The 18,592-nt window shown below is 63.7% G+C and carries 14 protein-coding genes; 9 read left to right on the forward strand and 5 right to left on the reverse strand.

Annotated features, from left to right (window positions below; all coding sequences use genetic code 11):
• Nucleotides 1–10 precede the first annotated feature (10 nt).
• A complete protein-coding gene (tkt, locus tag ACVOLL_RS03180; protein ID WP_481511551.1) occupies nucleotides 11–2,017 on the forward strand; it encodes a transketolase in 2,007 nt (668 codons plus the stop codon).
• Between the two features lie 446 nt (nucleotides 2,018–2,463).
• Here tkt and ACVOLL_RS03185 read toward each other — a convergent pair whose 3' ends face one another.
• Nucleotides 2,464–4,422, reverse strand: a complete 1,959-nt coding sequence (locus tag ACVOLL_RS03185; protein WP_481511552.1) for an acetyl-CoA hydrolase/transferase C-terminal domain-containing protein — start codon at nucleotides 4,420–4,422, stop codon at nucleotides 2,464–2,466.
• Nucleotides 4,423–4,540: 118 nt separating this feature from the next.
• Between ACVOLL_RS03185 and ACVOLL_RS03190 the strand changes: the two genes are divergently transcribed.
• The 3 genes from ACVOLL_RS03190 to ACVOLL_RS03200 are packed head-to-tail and all read left to right on the forward strand — an operon-like array spanning nucleotide 4,541 to nucleotide 7,101.
• On the forward strand, nucleotides 4,541–4,915 hold the full coding sequence (locus ACVOLL_RS03190) for a BlaI/MecI/CopY family transcriptional regulator (RefSeq protein ID WP_481511553.1): 375 nt from the start codon (nucleotides 4,541–4,543) through the stop codon (nucleotides 4,913–4,915).
• Entirely contained in the window at nucleotides 4,902–6,527 is a 1,626-nt protein-coding gene (locus ACVOLL_RS03195; protein WP_481511554.1) for a TonB family protein, read from the forward strand. Before ACVOLL_RS03190 ends, ACVOLL_RS03195 begins: the two co-directional genes overlap by 14 nt.
• 1 nt (nucleotide 6,528) lies before the next feature.
• Nucleotides 6,529–7,101, forward strand: coding sequence for a hypothetical protein (locus ACVOLL_RS03200; RefSeq protein WP_481511555.1), 573 nt, complete (start codon nucleotides 6,529–6,531; stop codon nucleotides 7,099–7,101).
• Nucleotides 7,102–7,134: 33 nt separating this feature from the next.
• Here the strand turns inward: ACVOLL_RS03200 and ACVOLL_RS03205 are convergent, their stop codons facing one another.
• Together ACVOLL_RS03205 and ACVOLL_RS03210 are read right to left on the reverse strand one after the other, a co-directional pair.
• Nucleotides 7,135–7,959: a S1/P1 nuclease gene (locus tag ACVOLL_RS03205; protein ID WP_481511556.1), complete on the reverse strand. Its 825-nt coding sequence runs from the start codon at nucleotides 7,957–7,959 to the stop codon at nucleotides 7,135–7,137.
• A 129-nt stretch (nucleotides 7,960–8,088) separates the two neighbouring features.
• Nucleotides 8,089–8,736, reverse strand: a complete 648-nt coding sequence (locus ACVOLL_RS03210; protein WP_481511557.1) for an OmpW/AlkL family protein — start codon at nucleotides 8,734–8,736, stop codon at nucleotides 8,089–8,091.
• Between the two features lie 198 nt (nucleotides 8,737–8,934).
• Here ACVOLL_RS03210 and gap point away from each other — a divergent pair, with 198 nt between their 5' ends.
• Entirely contained in the window at nucleotides 8,935–9,936 is a 1,002-nt protein-coding gene (gap, locus tag ACVOLL_RS03215; protein WP_057629111.1) for a type I glyceraldehyde-3-phosphate dehydrogenase, read from the forward strand.
• Nucleotides 9,937–10,126: 190 nt separating this feature from the next.
• Here the strand turns inward: gap and ACVOLL_RS03220 are convergent, their stop codons facing one another.
• Entirely contained in the window at nucleotides 10,127–11,167 is a 1,041-nt protein-coding gene (locus tag ACVOLL_RS03220) for a pirin family protein (RefSeq protein WP_481511558.1), read from the reverse strand.
• Between the two features lie 105 nt (nucleotides 11,168–11,272).
• Between ACVOLL_RS03220 and ACVOLL_RS03225 the strand changes: the two genes are divergently transcribed.
• The 4 genes from ACVOLL_RS03225 (at nucleotide 11,273) to ACVOLL_RS03240 (ending at nucleotide 17,787) form a co-directional block, all read left to right on the forward strand.
• A complete protein-coding gene (locus ACVOLL_RS03225; RefSeq protein ID WP_481511559.1) occupies nucleotides 11,273–11,686 on the forward strand; it encodes a winged helix-turn-helix transcriptional regulator in 414 nt (137 codons plus the stop codon).
• A gap of 316 nt (nucleotides 11,687–12,002) precedes the next feature.
• A complete protein-coding gene (locus tag ACVOLL_RS03230; RefSeq protein WP_481511560.1) occupies nucleotides 12,003–14,777 on the forward strand; it encodes a DUF2339 domain-containing protein in 2,775 nt (924 codons plus the stop codon).
• Entirely contained in the window at nucleotides 14,774–16,165 is a 1,392-nt protein-coding gene (locus ACVOLL_RS03235; RefSeq protein WP_481511561.1) for a DUF3999 domain-containing protein, read from the forward strand. The genes ACVOLL_RS03230 and ACVOLL_RS03235 overlap by 4 nt, the downstream gene beginning before the upstream one ends.
• A 206-nt stretch (nucleotides 16,166–16,371) precedes the next feature.
• Entirely contained in the window at nucleotides 16,372–17,787 is a 1,416-nt protein-coding gene (locus tag ACVOLL_RS03240) for a serine hydrolase domain-containing protein (protein ID WP_481511562.1), read from the forward strand.
• Nucleotides 17,788–17,996: 209 nt separating this feature from the next.
• Here the strand turns inward: ACVOLL_RS03240 and ACVOLL_RS03245 are convergent, their stop codons facing one another.
• On the reverse strand, nucleotides 17,997–18,551 hold the full coding sequence (locus ACVOLL_RS03245) for a GNAT family N-acetyltransferase (RefSeq protein ID WP_481511563.1): 555 nt from the start codon (nucleotides 18,549–18,551) through the stop codon (nucleotides 17,997–17,999).
• Nucleotides 18,552–18,592 lie beyond the last annotated feature (41 nt).

Raw genomic sequence — 18,592 nt, forward strand, 5'->3', positions numbered from 1 at the left:
CTGACGACCCATGACGCAGCCCACCCGCCGCCAGTTGGCGAACGCCATCCGTTTCCTTGCCGCTGATGCGGTAGAAGCCGCCAAGTCCGGTCATCCCGGCATGCCGATGGGCATGGCCGATATCGCCGAAGTGCTCTGGAACGACTATCTCCGTCACAACCCGAACAACCCGAAGTGGTTCAACCGCGACCGTTTCGTGCTGTCCAACGGCCACGGCTCGATGCTGCACTACGCGCTGCTGCACCTGAGCGGCTACGACCTGCCGATCGAGGAACTGAAGGCCTTCCGCCAGCTGGGCAGCAAGACCGCCGGCCACCCGGAGCGTCATGAAACCCCGGGCGTGGAAACCACCACCGGTCCGCTGGGCCAGGGCCTGGCCAATGCCGTTGGCTTCGCGCTGGCGGAAAAGCTGCTGTCGCAGCGCTACAACCGCCCGGAATTCGAAGTCGTCGACCACCGCACCTGGGTGTTCATGGGCGACGGCTGCCTGATGGAAGGCATCTCGCACGAAGCCGCATCGCTGGCCGGTACCTGGGGCCTGAACAAGCTGGTCTGCTTCTGGGACGACAACAACATCTCCATCGACGGTGAAGTGGAAGGCTGGTTCACCGACGACACCCCGGCACGTTTCGAGTCCTATGGCTGGAACGTGGTGCGCGGTGTCGACGGCCACGATCCGGAAAGCATCAAGGCCGGCATCGAGCAGGCGCTGTCGCAGTTCGACAAGCCGACCCTGATCTGCTGCAAGACCACCATTGGTTTTGGCTCGCCGAACAAGGCCGGCCAGGAGTCCAGCCACGGCGCACCGCTGGGCAAGGACGAACTGGAAGCCACCCGCAAGGCGCTGAACTGGGCCTACGGCCCGTTCGAGATCCCGGAAGAGATCTATGGCGGTTGGCGCGCTGGCGGCACCGGCACCCTGCGTCAGGCCGAGTGGGAGCAGCTGTTCGACAAGTACGCCGCACAGTTCCCGGCCGATGCCGACGAGCTGACCCGTCGTTCGCACGGCGAACTGCCGGCTGACTTCATCGCCCAGGCTGATGCCTACATCGCCCAGGTGCAGGCCGAAGCGCCGAACATCGCCTCGCGCAAGGCATCGCAGAACGCCATCCAGGCGTTCGCACCGCTGCTGCCGGAAATCATCGGCGGCTCGGCTGACCTGGCCGGCTCCAACCTGACCCTGTGGAAGGGTGCGCAGACCGTGGTCGGCGAAGACCCGCATGCCAACTACGTGCATTACGGCGTACGTGAGTTCGGCATGAGCGCGATTGCCAATGGTCTGGCCCTGCACGGCGGTTTCCTGCCGTTCGACGCCACTTTCCTGGTGTTCAGCGACTACGCCCGCAACGCGCTGCGCATGAGCGCGCTGATCCCGGCGCACGTCATCCACGTGTTCACCCACGACTCGATCGGCCTGGGCGAAGACGGCCCGACCCATCAGCCGGTGGAGCACGTGTCCTCGCTGCGCTACATCCCCAACAACGATGTGTGGCGTCCCTGCGATGCGGCCGAATCGGCGGTCAGCTGGAAGGCTGCCATCGTCCGCAAGGATGGCCCGAGCTGCCTGATCTTCAGCCGCCAGAACCTGGCTCCGCAGCCGCGTACGGCCGAGCAGGTGCAGCAGATCGAGCGTGGTGGCTACGTGTTGGCTGACGCCGCCGGTACCCCGGACGTGATCCTGATCGGCACCGGTTCGGAAATTGGTCTGGCCGTGGCCGCCAAGGCCGAGCTGGACGCTGCCGGCATCAAGACCCGCGTGGTGTCGATGCCGTGCACCGATGTGTTCGATCGCCAGGACGCCGCTTACCGCGAGTCCGTGCTGCCGAATGCCGTGCGCAAGCGTGTTGCGGTCGAAGCCGGCGTCACCGGTTTCTGGCGCCAGTACGTGGGCCTGGACGGTGCGGTTATCGGGCTGGATACCTTCGGCGCATCGGCCCCGGCCGACAAGCTGTACAAGCACTTCGGCATCACCACCGAAGCGGTTGTGGCAGCGGCCAAGGCGCAGGTCGCGGGCTGATAGCTTTCCGTCGCACGTCTTGAACAGAGGCCGGGGAAACCCGGCCTTTGTTTTGGTTACGCCGCAACTGTAGTGCCGAGCCATGCTCGGCAAGAGGCTTTCCCAGCGAAAGGCTGACCCCTCCCCAACCCTCCCCTTCGCTACGCGAAAGGGAGGGGGCAGATCTGTAGTGCCGAGCCATGCTCGGCAAGAGGCTTTCCCAGCGAAAGGCCAACCCCTCCCTAACCCTCCCCTTCGCTACGCGAAAGGGAGGGGGCAGGTCTGTAGCGCCGAGCCATGCTCGGCAAGGGGCTTTCCCGGTATCCCAGCCGTTGTGGGAGCGGCGTCAGCCGCGAAGCTGGCAACAGGTAAAGCTGTCGATAGCCAGGGGTTCTCAGCTTCGCGGCTTACACCGCTCCTACAAAACCCAGGCTTCCCGGCGTGCGATCAAATTGCGATTCACACCATCAAGCTTTCCCCGCACTCCGCGCCAGACCAACCCGCAGCAACCCGGCATTGAGCCGCTCGCCAAAATTGGCCGGTCGCTCCAGTCCCATCCGCTGCATGTACATCGCATCGTTCTCGGCGGGCGGTTGGCGCACGGCTGCGACGACGGTACGCAGCTTGCCCATCGGCGTCGCAGTCGCTGATTTCAGCCAGCCCAAGGCGCGTACCAGATCCTGTTCAACGGCATCAAAGTCACTGCCCAGCGGGTAGTCCGGCAGACTGCCATCGGCACGGAATGGGGCAAGTTTCGCGCGCAGCACCTCGGCGCGGTTCTGCTGCCACTGTGCCGGCACGCTGAAGCTCGCAGCGAGTTTCTTCGAGGCCTTGGCCTGATCCAACAGCGCCGACTGGAATGCCGCATCGGTGATGCTGCTCATCGCGGCCACGCAATCTTCGTCGGTCAGGTTGCGCAGGTCGGCGATGCCGTACTCGTTGACGAAGACATCGCGCAGATGGCGGGGGATCGTGGTGTGGCCGTAGTTCCAGCGCACATTGGATTGCGGCTGGCCGCCATCCTCACGCGTCGCACGGAACATCAGGATGCTGCGTGCATCGGGCAGGGCATGCGCCATCGCCACGAAGTTGTACTGGCCACCGACGCCGGAGACCACGCGGCCATCTTCCAATGCATCTGATGCCGCTGCGCCAAGCGCGCTGGCGATCATGCAGGAGTTGAAGAAGCGCGCATCGCGGCGCTGCAGGCGTTCCAATGCTTCGTTGCCGCCGTAGAGCTGGTTGATCTCACTGATGCGGCGCATGCCGATGGCAGCGCGTTCGGCATCGGGGAGATTGCGCAGCCAGTCGTAGAACTCGGCTGAGCCCAGATAGAAGGCGCCGTGCAGGTACTCGCCTTCGCGTGCAAGCCGGCCACGGTCACCATTGCTGGCAGTGCCGTCGGCCAGGCGCTGCATCAGGCCAAGATCGTCATGCACCTTGCGCCAGATCACGCCGGTCTGCACCAGCTTGCGGAAGCCTTCGTTGAGCATCTCGCTGCAGCCATACAGGCCGATCTCGAACGGCCCCAGTCCACCTGCTTCATGCACCAACGGGTGCTCGGCGATTTGCGGATCCAGCGCGTGCAGTATCTGCCGGTAGCGTGCGTTGTCGGTATGCCGCAACACCAGCGCATGGCTGAGTGCGTCGGCCAGCGTGCCGATACCGATCTGCAAGGTGCCGCCATCGCGCACCAGGGTGCTGGCATACAGGCCGATCGCGTAGTCGGCATCGCTGACCGGCTGCCGCGGCAGGCCAAACAGCCGTGGGTAGGGACCGGGGGGGGTGATCACCAGATCGAAGAAGTCCGGATCAACGGCGGCGGTGCCGCCCAGCCACGGCAGTTGCGGATCAATCTCGGCAATCAACAAGGGCTTGGGCAGGCCGCGCTTGGCGATGGCATCCAGTGTGTCCTGGGTGATGTCGTTGTTGCACGACAGCGACAGCTGGTTGCTGCCTTCGCGGTAGGCCACTTTCTGCACGATCGCATTCGGCGCGCGCTGCGCCACCGCATCGGCGGCATGCGTGTAGTTGAGGCTGGTGTAGTAGCGCTGCGCCTGCGTGGACCGCAGCAAAGCACCGGATTGCATGTAGAACTCTTCCACCTGCACATGTGCAGGCAACGCATCGCGGGCGATGGCGTCGGAGTAGGCAAGGCGCGGGAAGTCGGCGCCGAAGTGGCGCTCGACGAACGGGCGCATGAAACGCGCTTCCAAACCGTCGCCTTTGGCCTGCGGCGGGTTCAGGGACAGCGCGGTATACAGCTGCAGGGGCCGCGCCGGGTCGTGTTCGATACGCGCGTACAAGGCATTGAGCAAACGGTGCGGTTTGCCCAGCGCCAGTGGTGCGCCGATGCGCAGTGGGCCTTGGATGTTGCTCAGCAGCCAGTCCACGGCGGCGTCGAGGTCGGTCACGTGATGGGGCATGGTGTCCGGTATCTGCGGGGGTATCGGCATTACAGCATGTCCCCCCTGAATCACTTGGTGAGGGCTTGACAGGGCTTTCGTTTACTCGTGTAATCGTAAAAAATTACAGGCGTAAACGATGATCCGTATCAGCGAGGCCGAGGCCGTTGTCATGGAAGTCCTCTGGGGGCAGCACCCGCTATCTGCAGACGAGGTCATCGCGCGACTGCCCGGTGGCAATGACTGGGCCGAAGCCACGGTCAAGACCCTGCTCAACCGCCTGCTCAACAAGGCCGCGATCAGTGCAGCCAAGGAAGGACGGCGTTTCCTGTACACGCCGCTGGTGCAGCGCGATGCCTGGTTGCTTGAAGAGAGCAGCAGCCTGATCGAGCGCCTGTTTGATGGCCGGGTTGCGCCGCTGGTCGCCCATTTCAGCCAGCACCAGCGGCTCAGCCGCGAGGACGTGGCCGAGCTGCGCAAACTGCTGGAGGGGCTCGACGATGACCAGCACTGAGATCCTTGCGCTGCTGCTGAAGACCACCTTGGCCAGCAGTGCGGCAGTTGCGCTGGCACTGATCCTGCGCCGGCCGCTGCGGCGCTGGCTCGGGGCAAGCGCTGCTTACCTGCTGTGGTTGCTGTTGCCGGCGACGCTGCTGGCGGTGCTGTTGCCGGCACCACGGGTTGCGGCGGTGCCGATGCGGGTCAGCGAGGTGGCGGTACAGGTCGGGCAGGCAGTAGTTGCTGGTCCTGCCGAGATTGCGCATTGGCCGCTGTGGCTGTGCTGCGCATGGTTGGCCGGAGGGTTGTTGATGGCAGTGCATCTGTATCGCCAGCAGCGGAGTTTCCAGCGCGGGCTGGGGCGGCTCAGCCAACGCGATGACGGTTTGTGGCAGGCACAGGCGGTGGCGGGCTTGCCTGCGGCGATGGGCTTGTTGCGGCCGCGGATCGTGCTGCCGGCTGGCTTCGAGCAACGCTATCTGCTGATCGAGCAGCAACTGGTGCTGCTGCATGAGCGCGTGCATCTGCAACGCGGTGACATCGCGATCAACGCACTGCTGGCGTTGTTGCAGTGCCTGTACTGGTTCAACCCGCTGTTGTTGTTCGCACTGCGTTGCTGCCGCGAAGACCAGGAATTGTCCTGCGATGAACGTGTGATTGCCCAGATGTCGGGCGCACGCCGCAGTTACGGCGAGGCCATGCTCAAGACCGGGCTGGCCGCGTCCCCGTTGCCGGTGGGGTGTCACTGGCAGAACCACCATCCATTGAAGGAGCGTATTGCCATGTTGAAGCGTCCCGTACCAGGCAGGAAGCAGTGGTGTGCCATGTTGGTGCTGTCGTTGGGCTTGTCGTCCGCTTTCGGCTATACCGCCTGGGCCGCGCAGCCGGGCAAGGCAGTGTCCACGTCCTCGTCGACGTCCACGTCTTCTTCTTCATCGACATCCACAACGACCGGCAAGGGCACGGTGTACGCAACCTTCGTGGAAGCGACGCTGGAAGGCACCAGGCAGCGCTTCGAGCTGCAGCAATCGGCAGGCACGCCGTTTTCCTTCAGTGCCAGCTCGGACAAGGGCGTGCAGTGGGCAGCGGAGTTCACCCTGCAGCCGGCCGCCGACGGCATGCTCACGCTGAAAGGCACGCTGAAGGCGAACGGGGACCTGATTTCGTCGCCGACCTTGCTGATCAAGCCCGATGTGGCCGCAGGCATCGAAGTGTCCACCGCCGATGGGCGCTCGACCTGGGCACTGGAGCTGCGTTCGATCGCCTTGGCGGCGGGGGACCCGGCCATCGTATCGGCAGGTTCCGGCAAGGCCGAGCAGGTGGCCTTGCAGAGTGCAGGGCGTATGCCGCCGCCCAGCTATCCGCGCGCCGCGGTGGACAGCCGCACCACGGGCAAGGTGGTGTTGCGTATCGCGGTAGACGCTGAGGGCCGGGCGACCGACGTGGTCGTCACCGAGGCGCATCCCAAGGGTGTGTTCGAGGAAGTATCGATTGCCGCTGCAAGGCAGTGGCGTTTCACGCCGGCGATGAAGGACGGCAAGCCGGTCGCCGGCCTTATCCGGGTACCGATCTCGTTCGATATGGATGATGAGGAAATGCACTACTCCGAAACCCAGAGCAGGGGCTGAGGTGCGCGGCTATGCGGTGATGCTGCTGGTGTTGGTGCTTGGAGGTTGTGCGACGCAGCCGGCGAAGGAGCAGGCGAGCAGCAGTTTCAACCTCAACCAGCACCGGCAGATGCTGACGCCCGAGTCGTCCGGTGCCCCTGGCGAGATACAGCCCTATCAGTTGGCGGCGACGGAAAGCTTCCGTATGCCGGTTGCGCTAAGTGCCGATGACCCGGTATTGCCGCTGGAATATGCCAAGCGTTCGCTGGCTGCCACCACGGTGTGCGTGAATGTCATCCTTGATGCGCAGGGCCGGGTGGAACGCAGTACGCCGCTGTTGGCGCATTCGGCCTGCGCTGCGGGAAATGATGGGGCCAACGCTGGCCTGCTGCAGGCTGCGGTGACAGCTACTTCCGGGTGGTCGTTCGAGCCGGCCGCGGTCTGTCATTACGCTGCCGGCGTGCAGGCGCCTTCGAACGGGGACTGCACAACTGCCTCACGCATCGAGGCGGTGCCGGTAACCCTGGCCTATGCCTTTACCTTCGAAGTGGTGGAGGGCAGGGCGCAGGTCCGGCGTCAGGACGGCCTGCACTGAGTGCACGCCTGCTTCGACGCAGGCGTGTTTCTCTCAGGGAGTATCGAGCAACTGGTTCAGCAGTGCCGCCAGTTGCTCACCACCCAGGCGAAGCTGAGCTTCGGCAACCGGTTCCCACACAGCGGTGTAGCGCTCGTCGATCTTGTGACCGTCCGGGTACAGGCCTTTGCGGGTGGCGATGTGGCAGGTTTGCTCAGCCCACAAGGCGGGATCGCGCTGCAGGTCTGGTGCGCGTGTTCGTGCCGGTGCTGGCAGCGCCTGCAGACGTTGCAGGAACTGATCGTCGTTCAACTGCAGCGCGTAGAACATGCCGCTGTCCCAGACCGAATGCAGGTTGGTACCGCGGCCGTTGAACTGCAGCTGGTAGGTGTTGCCGCCGCGATCGTGGCCGTAGCCGGCGTGCAGCGGTTGATGCAGGTCACCGATCAGATGCACGACGAACTTGAGCGCCTGCAGGCGTTCGGCGTCGCTGAGCTGGCGGTTGGTCAGAATCTCACTTTGCTGCTGCAGAGCACCTACCACGCAGTTGCCGTCAGGGCAGTGCTTGGGCGGGGAGAAGATGCAGCCATCCTCGGCCATGTTGACGTAGTGCCAGCCAGCCGACTTCTTGCCCAGATCGGGGTCGTTGGCGCGTAGCTGGTCGGCCCAAGGGGCGATGCTGCTGAGGGTGGTGCCGGGCTCGCTTGCCAGCAGGCGTTCGACTTCAGCCTTGGCGGCAGGGTCCAGGCGGGTTTCGGCAATGCGTGCGACCAAACGGTGGCCTTGCGCGCCCCAGGCCAGTGCCTGGCCGGGGAGGGTTGCGGAGACAGCGATTGCGATGCCGAATGCTGGCATCAGGAGGCGGTGGAGCTTGTTCATGCCGTCATTGTAACGGCTGTGCTGGTCTCAGCTGCGTGCGCCAGATGGCGAAACACGCCACCGGTTGTGACCGGAGGCGTGCTCGCTTGGGGAGGATAGTGCTTCGCTACCCAACAACTGCGGTGAGGCTCAGAACTTGAAGACGTAAGCCACGCCGTACACCAACGGATCGATCTTGGCGGTGCCCAGCTTGTTGCCGTTGACCTTCACCTTGGTGTCGATGTCAGCCCAACGCATGTCAACGCGCAGTGCGCCCTTGTCGCTGACGGCGAAGTCCAGGCCGGCATGGGCGGCCAGGCCCCACGAGTCTTCCAGCTTCAGCTTGGTACCAGCCAGTGCGCCCTTGCTGTCGGTGCTGAAGAACTTGGTGTAGTTCACGCCCAGGCCGACGAACGGGGTGACCTTGCTGCTGTTGGTGAAGTGGTACTGCAGCGAGACCACCGGCGGCAGCTGCTTGGTTTCACCGACCTTGCCGACGCCGTCGATACTGACGTCGTGCTTGAACGGCAGTGCTGCCAACACTTCGATACCGATGTTGTCGGCGACGAAGTATTCAAAGGTGACGGTCGGCTTGACGTCGCTGTCGACCTTGGTGGACAGCTTGCCCAGGCCCAGCGCAGTGCCATTCAGATCGCCGGCATCGGACTTCGGGTCAACCGCGTGGACGCCGACGCCCAGGGTCCAATCGCCCTTGGACTGGGCCATGGCGGGGGCGGCGGCAGCCAGGGACACGGCGGCGGCCATGGCGGAGAGCAGCAGGGCGGAGGTCTTGCGCATGTGTAATTCCGTTACTTGGTGGAGGTGGCACCAGTGTCCGGTCAGCGCCCGGGTACCGCTTTGATCCTGATCAAACAGGGGTTTGCGCTCAGCTGGCGCTCAGCTGCGGCCGCCCACGGGGTCGGCAGCTGTCCTGCTAGAATGGCCTCCCCTTTCCACCCCGCCGCAACGGTTTTGCGGCTGCAGGAGCTTGTGAACATGGCAATCAAGGTCGGCATCAACGGTTTCGGTCGCATCGGGCGCAATGTGCTGCGTTCGGCAGTGTTGAACTTCGGCAACGACATCGAGATCGTGGCCATCAATGATCTGCTGGAGCCGGATTACCTGGCCTACATGCTCAAGTACGACTCCGTGCATGGCCGCTTCAAGGCCGACGTGGAAGTGTCGGGCAGCGACCTGCTGGTCAACGGCAAGAAGATCCGCCTGACCCAGGAACGCGACCCGGCCAACCTGAAGTGGGACGAAGTGGGCGTCGACGTGGTGATTGAGTCCACCGGCCTGTTCCTGACCAAGGAAACCGCGCAGAAGCACCTCGACGCGGGCGCCAAGAAGGTGATCCTGTCGGCCCCGTCCAAGGACGACACGCCGATGTTCGTGTTCGGCGTGAACCACAAGACCTACGCTGGCCAGAGCATCGTCTCCAACGCCTCGTGCACCACCAACTGCCTGGCCCCGCTGGCCAAGGTCATCAACGACAAGTGGGGCATCAAGCGTGGCCTGATGACCACCGTGCACGCCGCCACCGCTACCCAGAAGACCGTTGACGGCCCGTCCAACAAGGATTGGCGCGGCGGCCGTGGCATCCTGGAGAACATCATTCCGTCCTCCACCGGTGCTGCCAAGGCCGTGGGCGTGGTGATCCCGGAATTGAACAAGAAGCTGACCGGCATGAGCTTCCGCGTGCCGACCTCGGACGTGTCGGTGGTCGACCTGACCGTCGAGCTGGAGAAGGAAGCCACCTACGCTGAAATCTGCGCCGAAGTGAAGGCACAGAGCGAAGGCGCGCTGAAGGGCATCCTCGGTTACACCGAAGACAAGGTGGTTGCCACCGACTTCCGTGGCGAGACCCACACCTCCGTTTTCGACGCCGAAGCCGGCATCGCCCTGGACAGCACCTTCGTCAAGCTGGTCAGCTGGTACGACAACGAGTGGGGCTACTCCAACAAGTGCCTGGAAATGGTGCGCGTCGTCGCCGCCTGATCCACGCAATAGCTGTAAACAGAACGGGCGCCGAAAGGCGCCCGTTCTGCGTTTAAAGCCCTCCCTTTTGCCAGCGGCGAAGGGGAGGGTTAGGAGGGGTGCTGTTGCTCTGGCAGTTGCTCTGGCTCTGGCTAAAGCTCAAGTCGCCAAAGGTGGAGGAGAGGGGCTTTCAGTAATTGCCAAAACCTACTCATTGTCCAGGCGGCAACTCAATCTCATCACTGCCCGGATGCCTGGCAAACCGTCCCTGCCCAGCAGCATGCACCGGCCCGTGGCTCGACCACGGCCAGCCACCAAACTGGGTGCGGCCAAAATCCCGCCGTGCCTGTTCGATTTCCTCGGCGGTATTCATCACGAACGGGCCATAGGCCACCACCGGCGCGCCGATTGGCAGGCCCTGCAACAGCAGAATCTGCACCACGTCATCGCCATTGTTGTGCAGCGGCAAGGCATTGCCGGCAACTACTTCCAGCAAGCGCGGCCCGCTGATCGCCTCACCAGCCAACTGCAGCTGCTTGCCTGCGTGGAAGTACAGCGTGCGCCTGCTGCCTTGCAGGTTGGCAGGCGGCAGGCTCACCGAGGCTCCCGGTTGCAGGCTGATCAACCAGACAGCGACATCGGCTTGCGGATTGGCCGCCCAGGAGCTGCGTCCAGTTGCCAGCGGCAGCAGCTCGGCATGGCCGGCTTCCTGCGGGACATAACGGCCGGCAATCACCTTCACATCGACGCCGTCGATGCGGTAGTTGGGAATGTTCTCGCCCCACAGCATCACGAACTCAGGATCGGCCATCTTGCTTTGCGGCGGCAGGTTCAACCAGATCTGGTACAGATCCAGCGGATTGTCATGCTCGCGCGAACGCAGCGGAAACATCTCCGAATGCTGGGTGCCAGCACCGGCGGTGAGCCATTGCACGTCGCCATCGCCGTAGCGCGCGGTCGCACCCAGCGAATCGGCGTGGTCCACCAGCCCCTGCGGCACGATGGTGATGGTCTCGAAGCCACGGTGCGGGTGGGCGGGGAAGCCTGGCACGTTGACCCCGTGGTACATGCTGAAGCCGTCCTTGCCGCTGAAGTCATGGCCGAGTTCACGGCCGCCCAGCTGGCGCATGTCCACACCCTGCTCGGCGGTCGCCTGCGGGTACTGGTCCAGATGATGGGCGCAGAACAGGAAGGGATCGGTGCCCGGCCACGGACGGCCCAGCGGCTCATTGCGGAGGATCAGGTTGGACATCGGTGACTCCTAGTTTGTTGGGGCCGCGTTGGTGGGCTGGCGCCCGCCTGCGGCTACATGCTCTATTGATGGGTGCGCGGTTCTAGGCCACAAGGAGGCACGCCGATGACAGCAACTCACACCGGTGATACTGGCCCAGCGACAGGTGAAGACGCCGCGTATTGCCAACAGATGCGACTGCTGCTGGACCGCGTCGGCGAGAAATGGAGTCTGTTGGCGGTAATCGCATTGCGTGAACAACCCCGCCGTTTCAATCAGCTGCGGCGCGAGCTGAGCGGTGTGTCGCCACGCATGCTGGCGCGTACCTTGCGTGGGCTTGAGCGGGATGGTCTGGTCAGTCGCAGCGTCTACCCGACCGTACCGCCGCAGGTGGACTACGCCTTGACCGAACTGGGGAAATCCCTGCTGCAGCCGGTGGATGCCTTGCTGCAATGGGCCTGGGCACACCAGCCGCAGATGGACCAGGCCCGCTCTGAATTCGATGATCGCCAGCGCGATGCTGAAGAAGGTTCTTTATAAGGCTGATGCTGTTAGCCCACCACCCGGTTTACGAAGCCGGTGTCAGTGCTGCGCTGGCACCGTTCTGTAGGAGCGGCGTGAGCCGCGAAGCTGATGTTTCTGAAGCCTTTGGTATCCATGCCATCTGATGATGCGCCGGCTTCGCGGCTCACGCCGCTCCTACAAAAGCACGGCCTGTCTGGTCTCAACGTGGCTCAAATGCTTCTGCGAACAGCATTGCGTCATAGGGACGGGCTGAAGCTGACTGGGGGCACCTTGCGTTTTCAGGTGGCCCCGATAAGGTGATGCAGCACGTTCAGGTGCACAAGGATGATCAATGGACGAGGGTTGGGTGTTGTTGATAGTGTTGCTGGTACTGGCCGCCTTGGCGATGCCAGTGTTGCTGGTGGCTGCCGTGGTATCGGTGTCCTCGCTCAAGCGCCGCGTGGCCCTGCTGGAAGCGCGACTGGATGCTGGCGAGACGGAAGCCGCACCACGCCGGCAGCGCGCCGAGGCGATACGGCCCTACGCTTGGGCGGAGCCCGAGCCCGAGCCCGAGCCCGAGCCCGAACCAGAGCTCGATTCAGATCAATCCCTTGTCGAGCCGTCGGCGGCTGTATCGCCGCAGCCTGCGGCTGAGCCCGTCGCAGCCTCGCCAGCGCCACCGCCTCTGCCGCCCAGGCCAGACCCGCTCGATCCACTGGCAAGCGAGCCGCGCCGCCCCATTCCTGCGCGCCGCCAGCCGCCTCCGGAGCAGGATTGGACTCGGACCGAGCCCGCGGAGCCGGCCGAACCCAATTTCATCGAGCGCGCACTGGCTTACGCCAGGCAATGGCTGACCAGCGGCAATGTGCCGGTCAAGGTCGGCATGCTGGTGCTGCTGGCTGGCGTCGCAGCCTTGCTGAAGTACGCGAGCGACCAGGGCTGGTTCGTGGTGCCGCCGAGCCTGCGTTTGGCCGGCATCAGTGCCGCAGCCTTGGCAGGTCTGGTATTCGCTTGGAGCAAGCGCGAGAGCCACCGCACCTTCGCCCTGGCGATGCAGGGCGGCATGATCGGCATCCTGTTGCTGGTGGTGTTTTCCGCCTGCAAGAACTACGGAATGATCGGCACTGGCGCCGCATTTGCATTGAGTGTGGTGTTGATTGCCGGCCTGTCGGTGATGGCGGTTCTGCAGGAAAGCAGAACCCTGGCGATTCTTGGTGTACTGGCTGGCTTCATGGCGCCGATCTGGTTGTCCGATGGCAGCGGCAATCATGTGGCCCTGTTCTCGTACTACGCATTGCTCAATGCCGGCATCTTCGCCATCGCGTGGGTGCGGCCGTGGCGCATCCTCAACCTGCTGGGATTTATCTTCACCTGGGGCATTGGCACGGCCTGGGGCGTATTGAAGTACACCCCGGCCAATTTCAACAGCACCGAGCCATTCCTGGTGTTGTTCTTCGTGTTCTATCTGCTGTTGCCCTTGCTGTATGCGCGCAAGGCCAGCAGCGCAGGCAATGCGCGCATTGATGGCTGCCTGTTGTTTGGCACGCCGCTGATCGCATTCTCGTTGCAGGCCGCGTTGTTGCAGGGCGATCGCATGCCCTTGGCATTCTGCGCATTGGGTGTGGCTGCACTGTATGCAGTGTTGGCGCGCGCGCTGATCAATAACGCACGCTTGAATGTGCTGGCACGCGGCTACGCCATTCTCGCCGTGGGCTTTGCCACCTTGGCGGTTCCGCTGGCCTTGTCGGCCAAGGCAACCGCATCGGTGTTCGCGCTGGAAGGTGCGGGTCTGGTCTGGCTGGGCCTGACCCAGGACCGTCGTCTGGCCCGTTGGACAGGTCTTGGCCTGCAACTGGCCGCTGCCGGGGCCTTGGCGATTGGTGTGTCCGGCAGCCATCTCAGCGCGACGACTGCCATTGCCAACGCCGCCTTCATGGGCGCCTTGCTGATCGCCGTGGCCGGCTTCGCCACCGCGTGGTGGTACCGAAGCGCGGGCAATTCGCAGGTAGCGACTGTGGCCTACCTGTGGGCGCTGGCCTGGTGGCTGGGCAATGTGATCCTGGAGATCGGCGATTTCGTCGAAGTCGACAGTCGCCTGCATGCAGTGTTGCTGCTGCTAGGTGTAACCGGTTGGCTGGCGGCGGAAGTGCAGCGACGTGCACCTGCGTTGGCGCTGTCCCTGACCACGCTGGGCGGTCTGGTGATGGCCTTCCCGATCGCCTTCCTGCAGGTGTCCGAGTACGGGCAGCCGTTCGCGGGCTACGGAGCGATTGCCTGGGCGATCTTTGCTGCCTTGGGTGTGCGCAGCCTGATGTGCCTGCGCGCTGGCAGCGGCAAGGTTGCTGGTTTGGCGCAGCTGGCCTGGTGGTTGCTGTGGCCGACCGTGTTGTCGCTGTTGGCCTGGCATATCGGCGATCGCTTCACGCTGGCCGAAGGCTGGGTGGGCATGTTGTTGGCGCTGCCGTGGCTGTTGCTGGCGGTGTTGTCGATGTATCGCTGGGCGTGGTTGTCGCAGCCGCTGGGTGAGGCGTTTGATCGCTATCGCAAGGCCTTGCAGATCGCTGTGTTCGCAGCGTTGGGCTTGTGGTGGCTGACGTCGCTGACCAGCTCCGGCTCGGCTGCGCCGTTGCCGTGGATTGTTGTGTTGAACCCATTGGAGCTTGCTGAGATCGCCGTGCTTGCCTTGCTGGCGATGCGTCTGCGTCAGAACGGCAGCGCAGCAGTGCTGCCAATGCAGTTGGTGGGTACGGCAGTGGCTGCACTGGTACTGGTCACGATAATGACGCTGCGTGCGGTGCATCACTGGGGTGATGTGCCGTGGAGCGACAGCCTGCTCGGCACCAAATTGGCGCAGACCAGCCTGACCGTGGTCTGGAGCCTGCTGGGCGTGATCGGCTGGATTTCCGGCTCGCGTCGCGGCCAGTGGGGGCTGTGGTTGGCCGGCGCCATCCTGATGAGCGTGGTGTTGGCCAAGCTGCTGTTGATCGATCGCGGCAACCTGGGTGACCTGCTCGGTATCGGCGCCTTCATCGCTTACGGACTGCTGTGCACCCTGGTGGGCTGGCTGGCGCCTGCACCGCCACGAAGGCAGGGTGCTGGAACAAACAACGAGGAAACAACCGCATGATCAAGCGCCTGCTGGTATTGGCCTTGCTGCCTTTCAGTGCACTCGCCGCCGACGATTTCGCCCGCCAATGGCCGCTGCAGCTGTCCCAGCCTGATGCTGGCGCCTACCGGGTGCCGCTGGATGCATCGGTGTATGCCGCCGTGCATTGGCGCGACCTGCGCGATGTGCGGGTGATCGATGCTGACGGCAAGCCGGTGGCCAGTGCGGTGTATGCCGCCGCAACCCCGCTGGGCGGTGCGGTGCGTATCGCGCCGTTGCAATGGTTTGCATTGCCTGCGGCAAGCGCGGGCGGCGATGAGGACCTGAGCATCGTGGTGGAGCGCGATACCGCTGGCAAAGTGGTGTCGATCCGCAATTCGGTGGGTGCGACAACTGCCGTTGGTAGCGCTGACCCGGTATGGCTGATCGATCTTGGTGACGAGGCTGGCAAGCTGCACAAGCTGCTGGTGGATTGGAGTGACACCGCAGCGACGCTGGATCTCGGTTATCGCCTCGAAGGCAGCGATGACCTGCGTGGCTGGCAGGTGCTGGATCCGCAGGTGCGGCTGGTGCAGCTGCGCAACCAGGGCAACGAGCTGCGCAGCAACAGTATCAAGGTCGAATCAGGCCTGCGCTATCTGCGTCTGGTACCGCTACAGCGTAGCGGCGCGCCGCAACTGCAGGGCCTGCGCGGTGAGTTCGCTGATGCGGTCGAGGTTGGTGATTGGCAATGGCAGGAACTGCAGGCGGCTGCCGGTGGCAACGGTAAAGATGGTTATCTGTACCGCTTGCAGGGCCGATTTCCGGTTCAGCGCTTGGATGTGGTGATGCCGCCGAACAGCGCGGTGAGCTGGACTGTCTCCAGTCGCGACGAAGATCGCGCGCGCGCTGCCAATGGTGAGCCGGTGTGGCAGACACTGACCACGGGCTGGAATGCGTGGAACCTCAGCCAGGCAGGAAAGCAGCAGCGTTCGCCGCCGTTGGAAACGTCCGGCATCGTGGATGACAGGCAGTGGCGCCTGCAGGCAGAGCCCGGCGCGGTGCCTGCTGCTGCGCCGACCTTGCGTCTGGGTTATCGCCCCGGCAGTGTGGTGTTTCTCGCGCAGGGCCGCGCGCCCTACCTGCTGGTTGCAGGCAGCGCGGATGAGGGCAAGGCGCAGGCAGCGTTGGATCCGATGTTGGCGGCCTTGCGTGCTCATAACGGCGCGCAATGGCAGCCGGTCGCGGCGACGCTGGGTGCGGGTGCGCAGCGCGCCGGTGATGCTGCTTATCAGCAGGCCGAAGCACCGCGCGATTGGAAGAACATCGTGTTGTGGTCGGTGCTGGTACTTGGTGCGGCAGCAGTTGCGGGTTTTGCGTTCAGCCTGATTCGCAGCAGCCGCGCCGATAAAAAGAGAGACCTGAGGTAGTGCCGAGCCATGCTCGGCAGGGGCTTTCCCATTACGCCTGGCCGACGTACCTCCCTCCCTTTCGCACAGCGAAGGGGAGGGCCGGGGAGGGGGTGGTTTTTTGCTCTATTGGTCTATCTGCTTCGCGGCTGACGCCGCTCCTACAATCCGGATGTGTCGGTAATGCCCCTGCCGAGCATGGCTCGGCACTACAGGTGTCGCCGGCAATGGAAGGGATCGGTTGGCTTATGCGTTTGAAGTCATTTGCGGTTGCAGTTCTGCTTGGTTCCTCGACCGTTGCCGCTGCCAAGCAGCCTTTGCCCGATGCCTACGCCGAGCAGATCTTCGGCCTATGGCTTGCGGCGTACAACAGCGGTGAGCGCGATGCGCTGCAGACATTCCTGGCCGACTACAAAGTTGGGCAGGAGGCGCAACGCTTTCTGGATATCCGCCAATCACTGGGAACGTTCAAGCTGTTGGGCGTCAAATCCAGCTCGGCGGAAAGCGCGCAGCTGATCTTGCTGTCGGAGATGACCGATCGTGGCGTGCTGGCGACGCTGGATCTGGATCCTGCGGATGGGTTTGATGTCACCAAGTTGCAGCTGGAAGGGACGGACCTGCCGGATGAGTTCAAGCCGCAGCGGATGTCCCTGAATCAGGTGCTGGCCGCAGGCAAGGCAAGGCTGGATGCCGGGCGTGCAGCTGACAGCTTGTCTGGTGCACTGCTGGTGGCGAAGAACGGCAAGGTTTTGTTGGCCTGGCATGGCGGTGCCGCGGATCGTGAGCGCGCGGTTGGAGTCGATGAAACAACCCGGTTCCGTCTGGCCTCTTTGAACAAGATGTTCACTGCCGTGGCCATCCTGCAGTTGCAGCAGGCGGGCAAGCTGTCGCTGGATGACACGATTGCCACGCGCCTGGAGAACTATCCGAACCAGGAAGTGGCCAGGGCAATCAGCATCCGCCAGCTGCTCAATCACACCAGCGGCCTTGGTGACGTGTTCGGCGAGGAATTCGAGAAGCGCTCGCAATCCTTGCGCACCTTGAATGATTACTGGAGCCTGGCCAGTGCCGCGCCGCCGAGCTCGACCCCGGGCAGTGAGGATGGTTATTCAAACTACGGCTATATCCTGCTTGGCTCGATCATCGAGGCGGTGAGCGGGCAGTCGTACTACGACTACGTGGAGCAACATATCCATCGGCCCGCTGGTATGGCTGCGACCGGTTCGGAGCCCGAGTCGACTGCTGTTCCCGGGCGTGCAGTCGCCTATGCCAAGCTTGACGGAAAGTGGGTGCAGGAAACCAAGACCCTGCCGTGGCGTGGCACGTCGGCTGGCGGTGGCTACAGCACGCTTGGCGACATGCTGAAGTTTGCCGAAGCACTGCGCGCCGGTCGGCTGATATCGCCCGAATCGTTGGCGCTGGCTACATCACCGCAGAACAACAAGGCGTGGTATGGCTATGGCTTCATGGTCAGCGGGAAGGGCGCGGAGCGCCAGTACGGGCACGAAGGCGGCGCGCCAGGCGCGAATACATCGCTGGTGGTGCTGCCTGAGCAGGGCTACGTGGTGATCGGTTTGAGCAATGTTGATCCGGGAGCGATGGAGAACGTGGTGAACTTCATCGTGCATCGCCTGCCGTTGTGACCGGTAATGTCGAGCCATGCTCGGTAGCGGCTTCCCCGACGCATTTGTGAGAGCGGCGTAAGCCGCGAAGCTGGTGCAATGCAAACCGCCAAGATAGCTGTAACTGCGATCGGCTCGGGCAGCTGTTGGAGTGGTAGCTTCGCGGCTTACGCCGGTCCCACAGGTAGTGTGGGTTGCTGGTGAGGCCTGCAGTCGAGCATGGCTCGGCGCTACAGTTTGAAATCCTGGCGCAGCAGGCCGTAGATGGCGCTGTCGCAGATCTCGCCGTTTACCTGCCAGCGCTCACGGAGCAGGCCTTCGCGGACGAAGCCGAATCTTTCCACCAGGCGGCAGGAGGGCAGGTTGCGTGGATCGATGTCGGCCTCGATGCGGCGCAGCCCCAATTCGTTGAACACGTAGCCCAGTACCAGTTGCAGGGCTTCGCTGGCCAGGCCGCGGCCCTGCCAGTCGGGATGCAGGCTGTAACCGATCTCGGCACGGGCCTGTGCCAGGTCCATGTAGAAAATGGCACTGCTGCCTATCAACAGGTCGGTGTCCGCGTCGGCAATTGCCCAGACCAGCATGTCCAGTTCGCGGCGCTGGCGCTGGATGTCGGCAATCTTCTGTTCCGCCTGTGCCAGTTCGGTCCAGGCCGGGTAGCTCCAGTAGCGCATCACCCGCGCATCGCTGTGGATGGCGAACAGCGCCGCAGCGTCGTCATCACGGACTTCGCGCAGGCGCAGGCGGGGGCTGGACAGTTCGGGTTGCGGCAGACGTGGTGACATCCATTTCACTCAAGGTTTGCCCCGGTCGGCGGGGCGGGCGA

Source organism: Stenotrophomonas sp. STEN035 (assembly GCF_056759935.1).

Excerpts from the sequence above, each read along its gene's own strand:
- tkt (WP_481511551.1), top strand. The coding sequence starts at position 11 with ATGACGCAGCCCACCCGCCGCCAGTTGGCGAACGCCATCCGTTTCCTT.
- ACVOLL_RS03185 (WP_481511552.1), bottom strand. The coding sequence starts at position 4,422 with ATGCCCCATCACGTGACCGACCTCGACGCCGCCGTGGACTGGCTGCTG.
- ACVOLL_RS03190 (WP_481511553.1), top strand. The coding sequence starts at position 4,541 with ATGATCCGTATCAGCGAGGCCGAGGCCGTTGTCATGGAAGTCCTCTGG.
- ACVOLL_RS03195 (WP_481511554.1), top strand. The coding sequence starts at position 4,902 with ATGACCAGCACTGAGATCCTTGCGCTGCTGCTGAAGACCACCTTGGCC.
- ACVOLL_RS03205 (WP_481511556.1), bottom strand. The coding sequence starts at position 7,959 with ATGAACAAGCTCCACCGCCTCCTGATGCCAGCATTCGGCATCGCAATC.
- ACVOLL_RS03210 (WP_481511557.1), bottom strand. The coding sequence starts at position 8,736 with ATGCGCAAGACCTCCGCCCTGCTGCTCTCCGCCATGGCCGCCGCCGTG.
- gap (WP_057629111.1), top strand. The coding sequence starts at position 8,935 with ATGGCAATCAAGGTCGGCATCAACGGTTTCGGTCGCATCGGGCGCAAT.
- ACVOLL_RS03220 (WP_481511558.1), bottom strand. The coding sequence starts at position 11,167 with ATGTCCAACCTGATCCTCCGCAATGAGCCGCTGGGCCGTCCGTGGCCG.
- ACVOLL_RS03225 (WP_481511559.1), top strand. The coding sequence starts at position 11,273 with ATGACAGCAACTCACACCGGTGATACTGGCCCAGCGACAGGTGAAGAC.
- ACVOLL_RS03230 (WP_481511560.1), top strand. The coding sequence starts at position 12,003 with ATGGACGAGGGTTGGGTGTTGTTGATAGTGTTGCTGGTACTGGCCGCC.
- ACVOLL_RS03235 (WP_481511561.1), top strand. The coding sequence starts at position 14,774 with ATGATCAAGCGCCTGCTGGTATTGGCCTTGCTGCCTTTCAGTGCACTC.
- ACVOLL_RS03240 (WP_481511562.1), top strand. The coding sequence starts at position 16,372 with ATGGAAGGGATCGGTTGGCTTATGCGTTTGAAGTCATTTGCGGTTGCA.
- ACVOLL_RS03245 (WP_481511563.1), bottom strand. The coding sequence starts at position 18,551 with ATGTCACCACGTCTGCCGCAACCCGAACTGTCCAGCCCCCGCCTGCGC.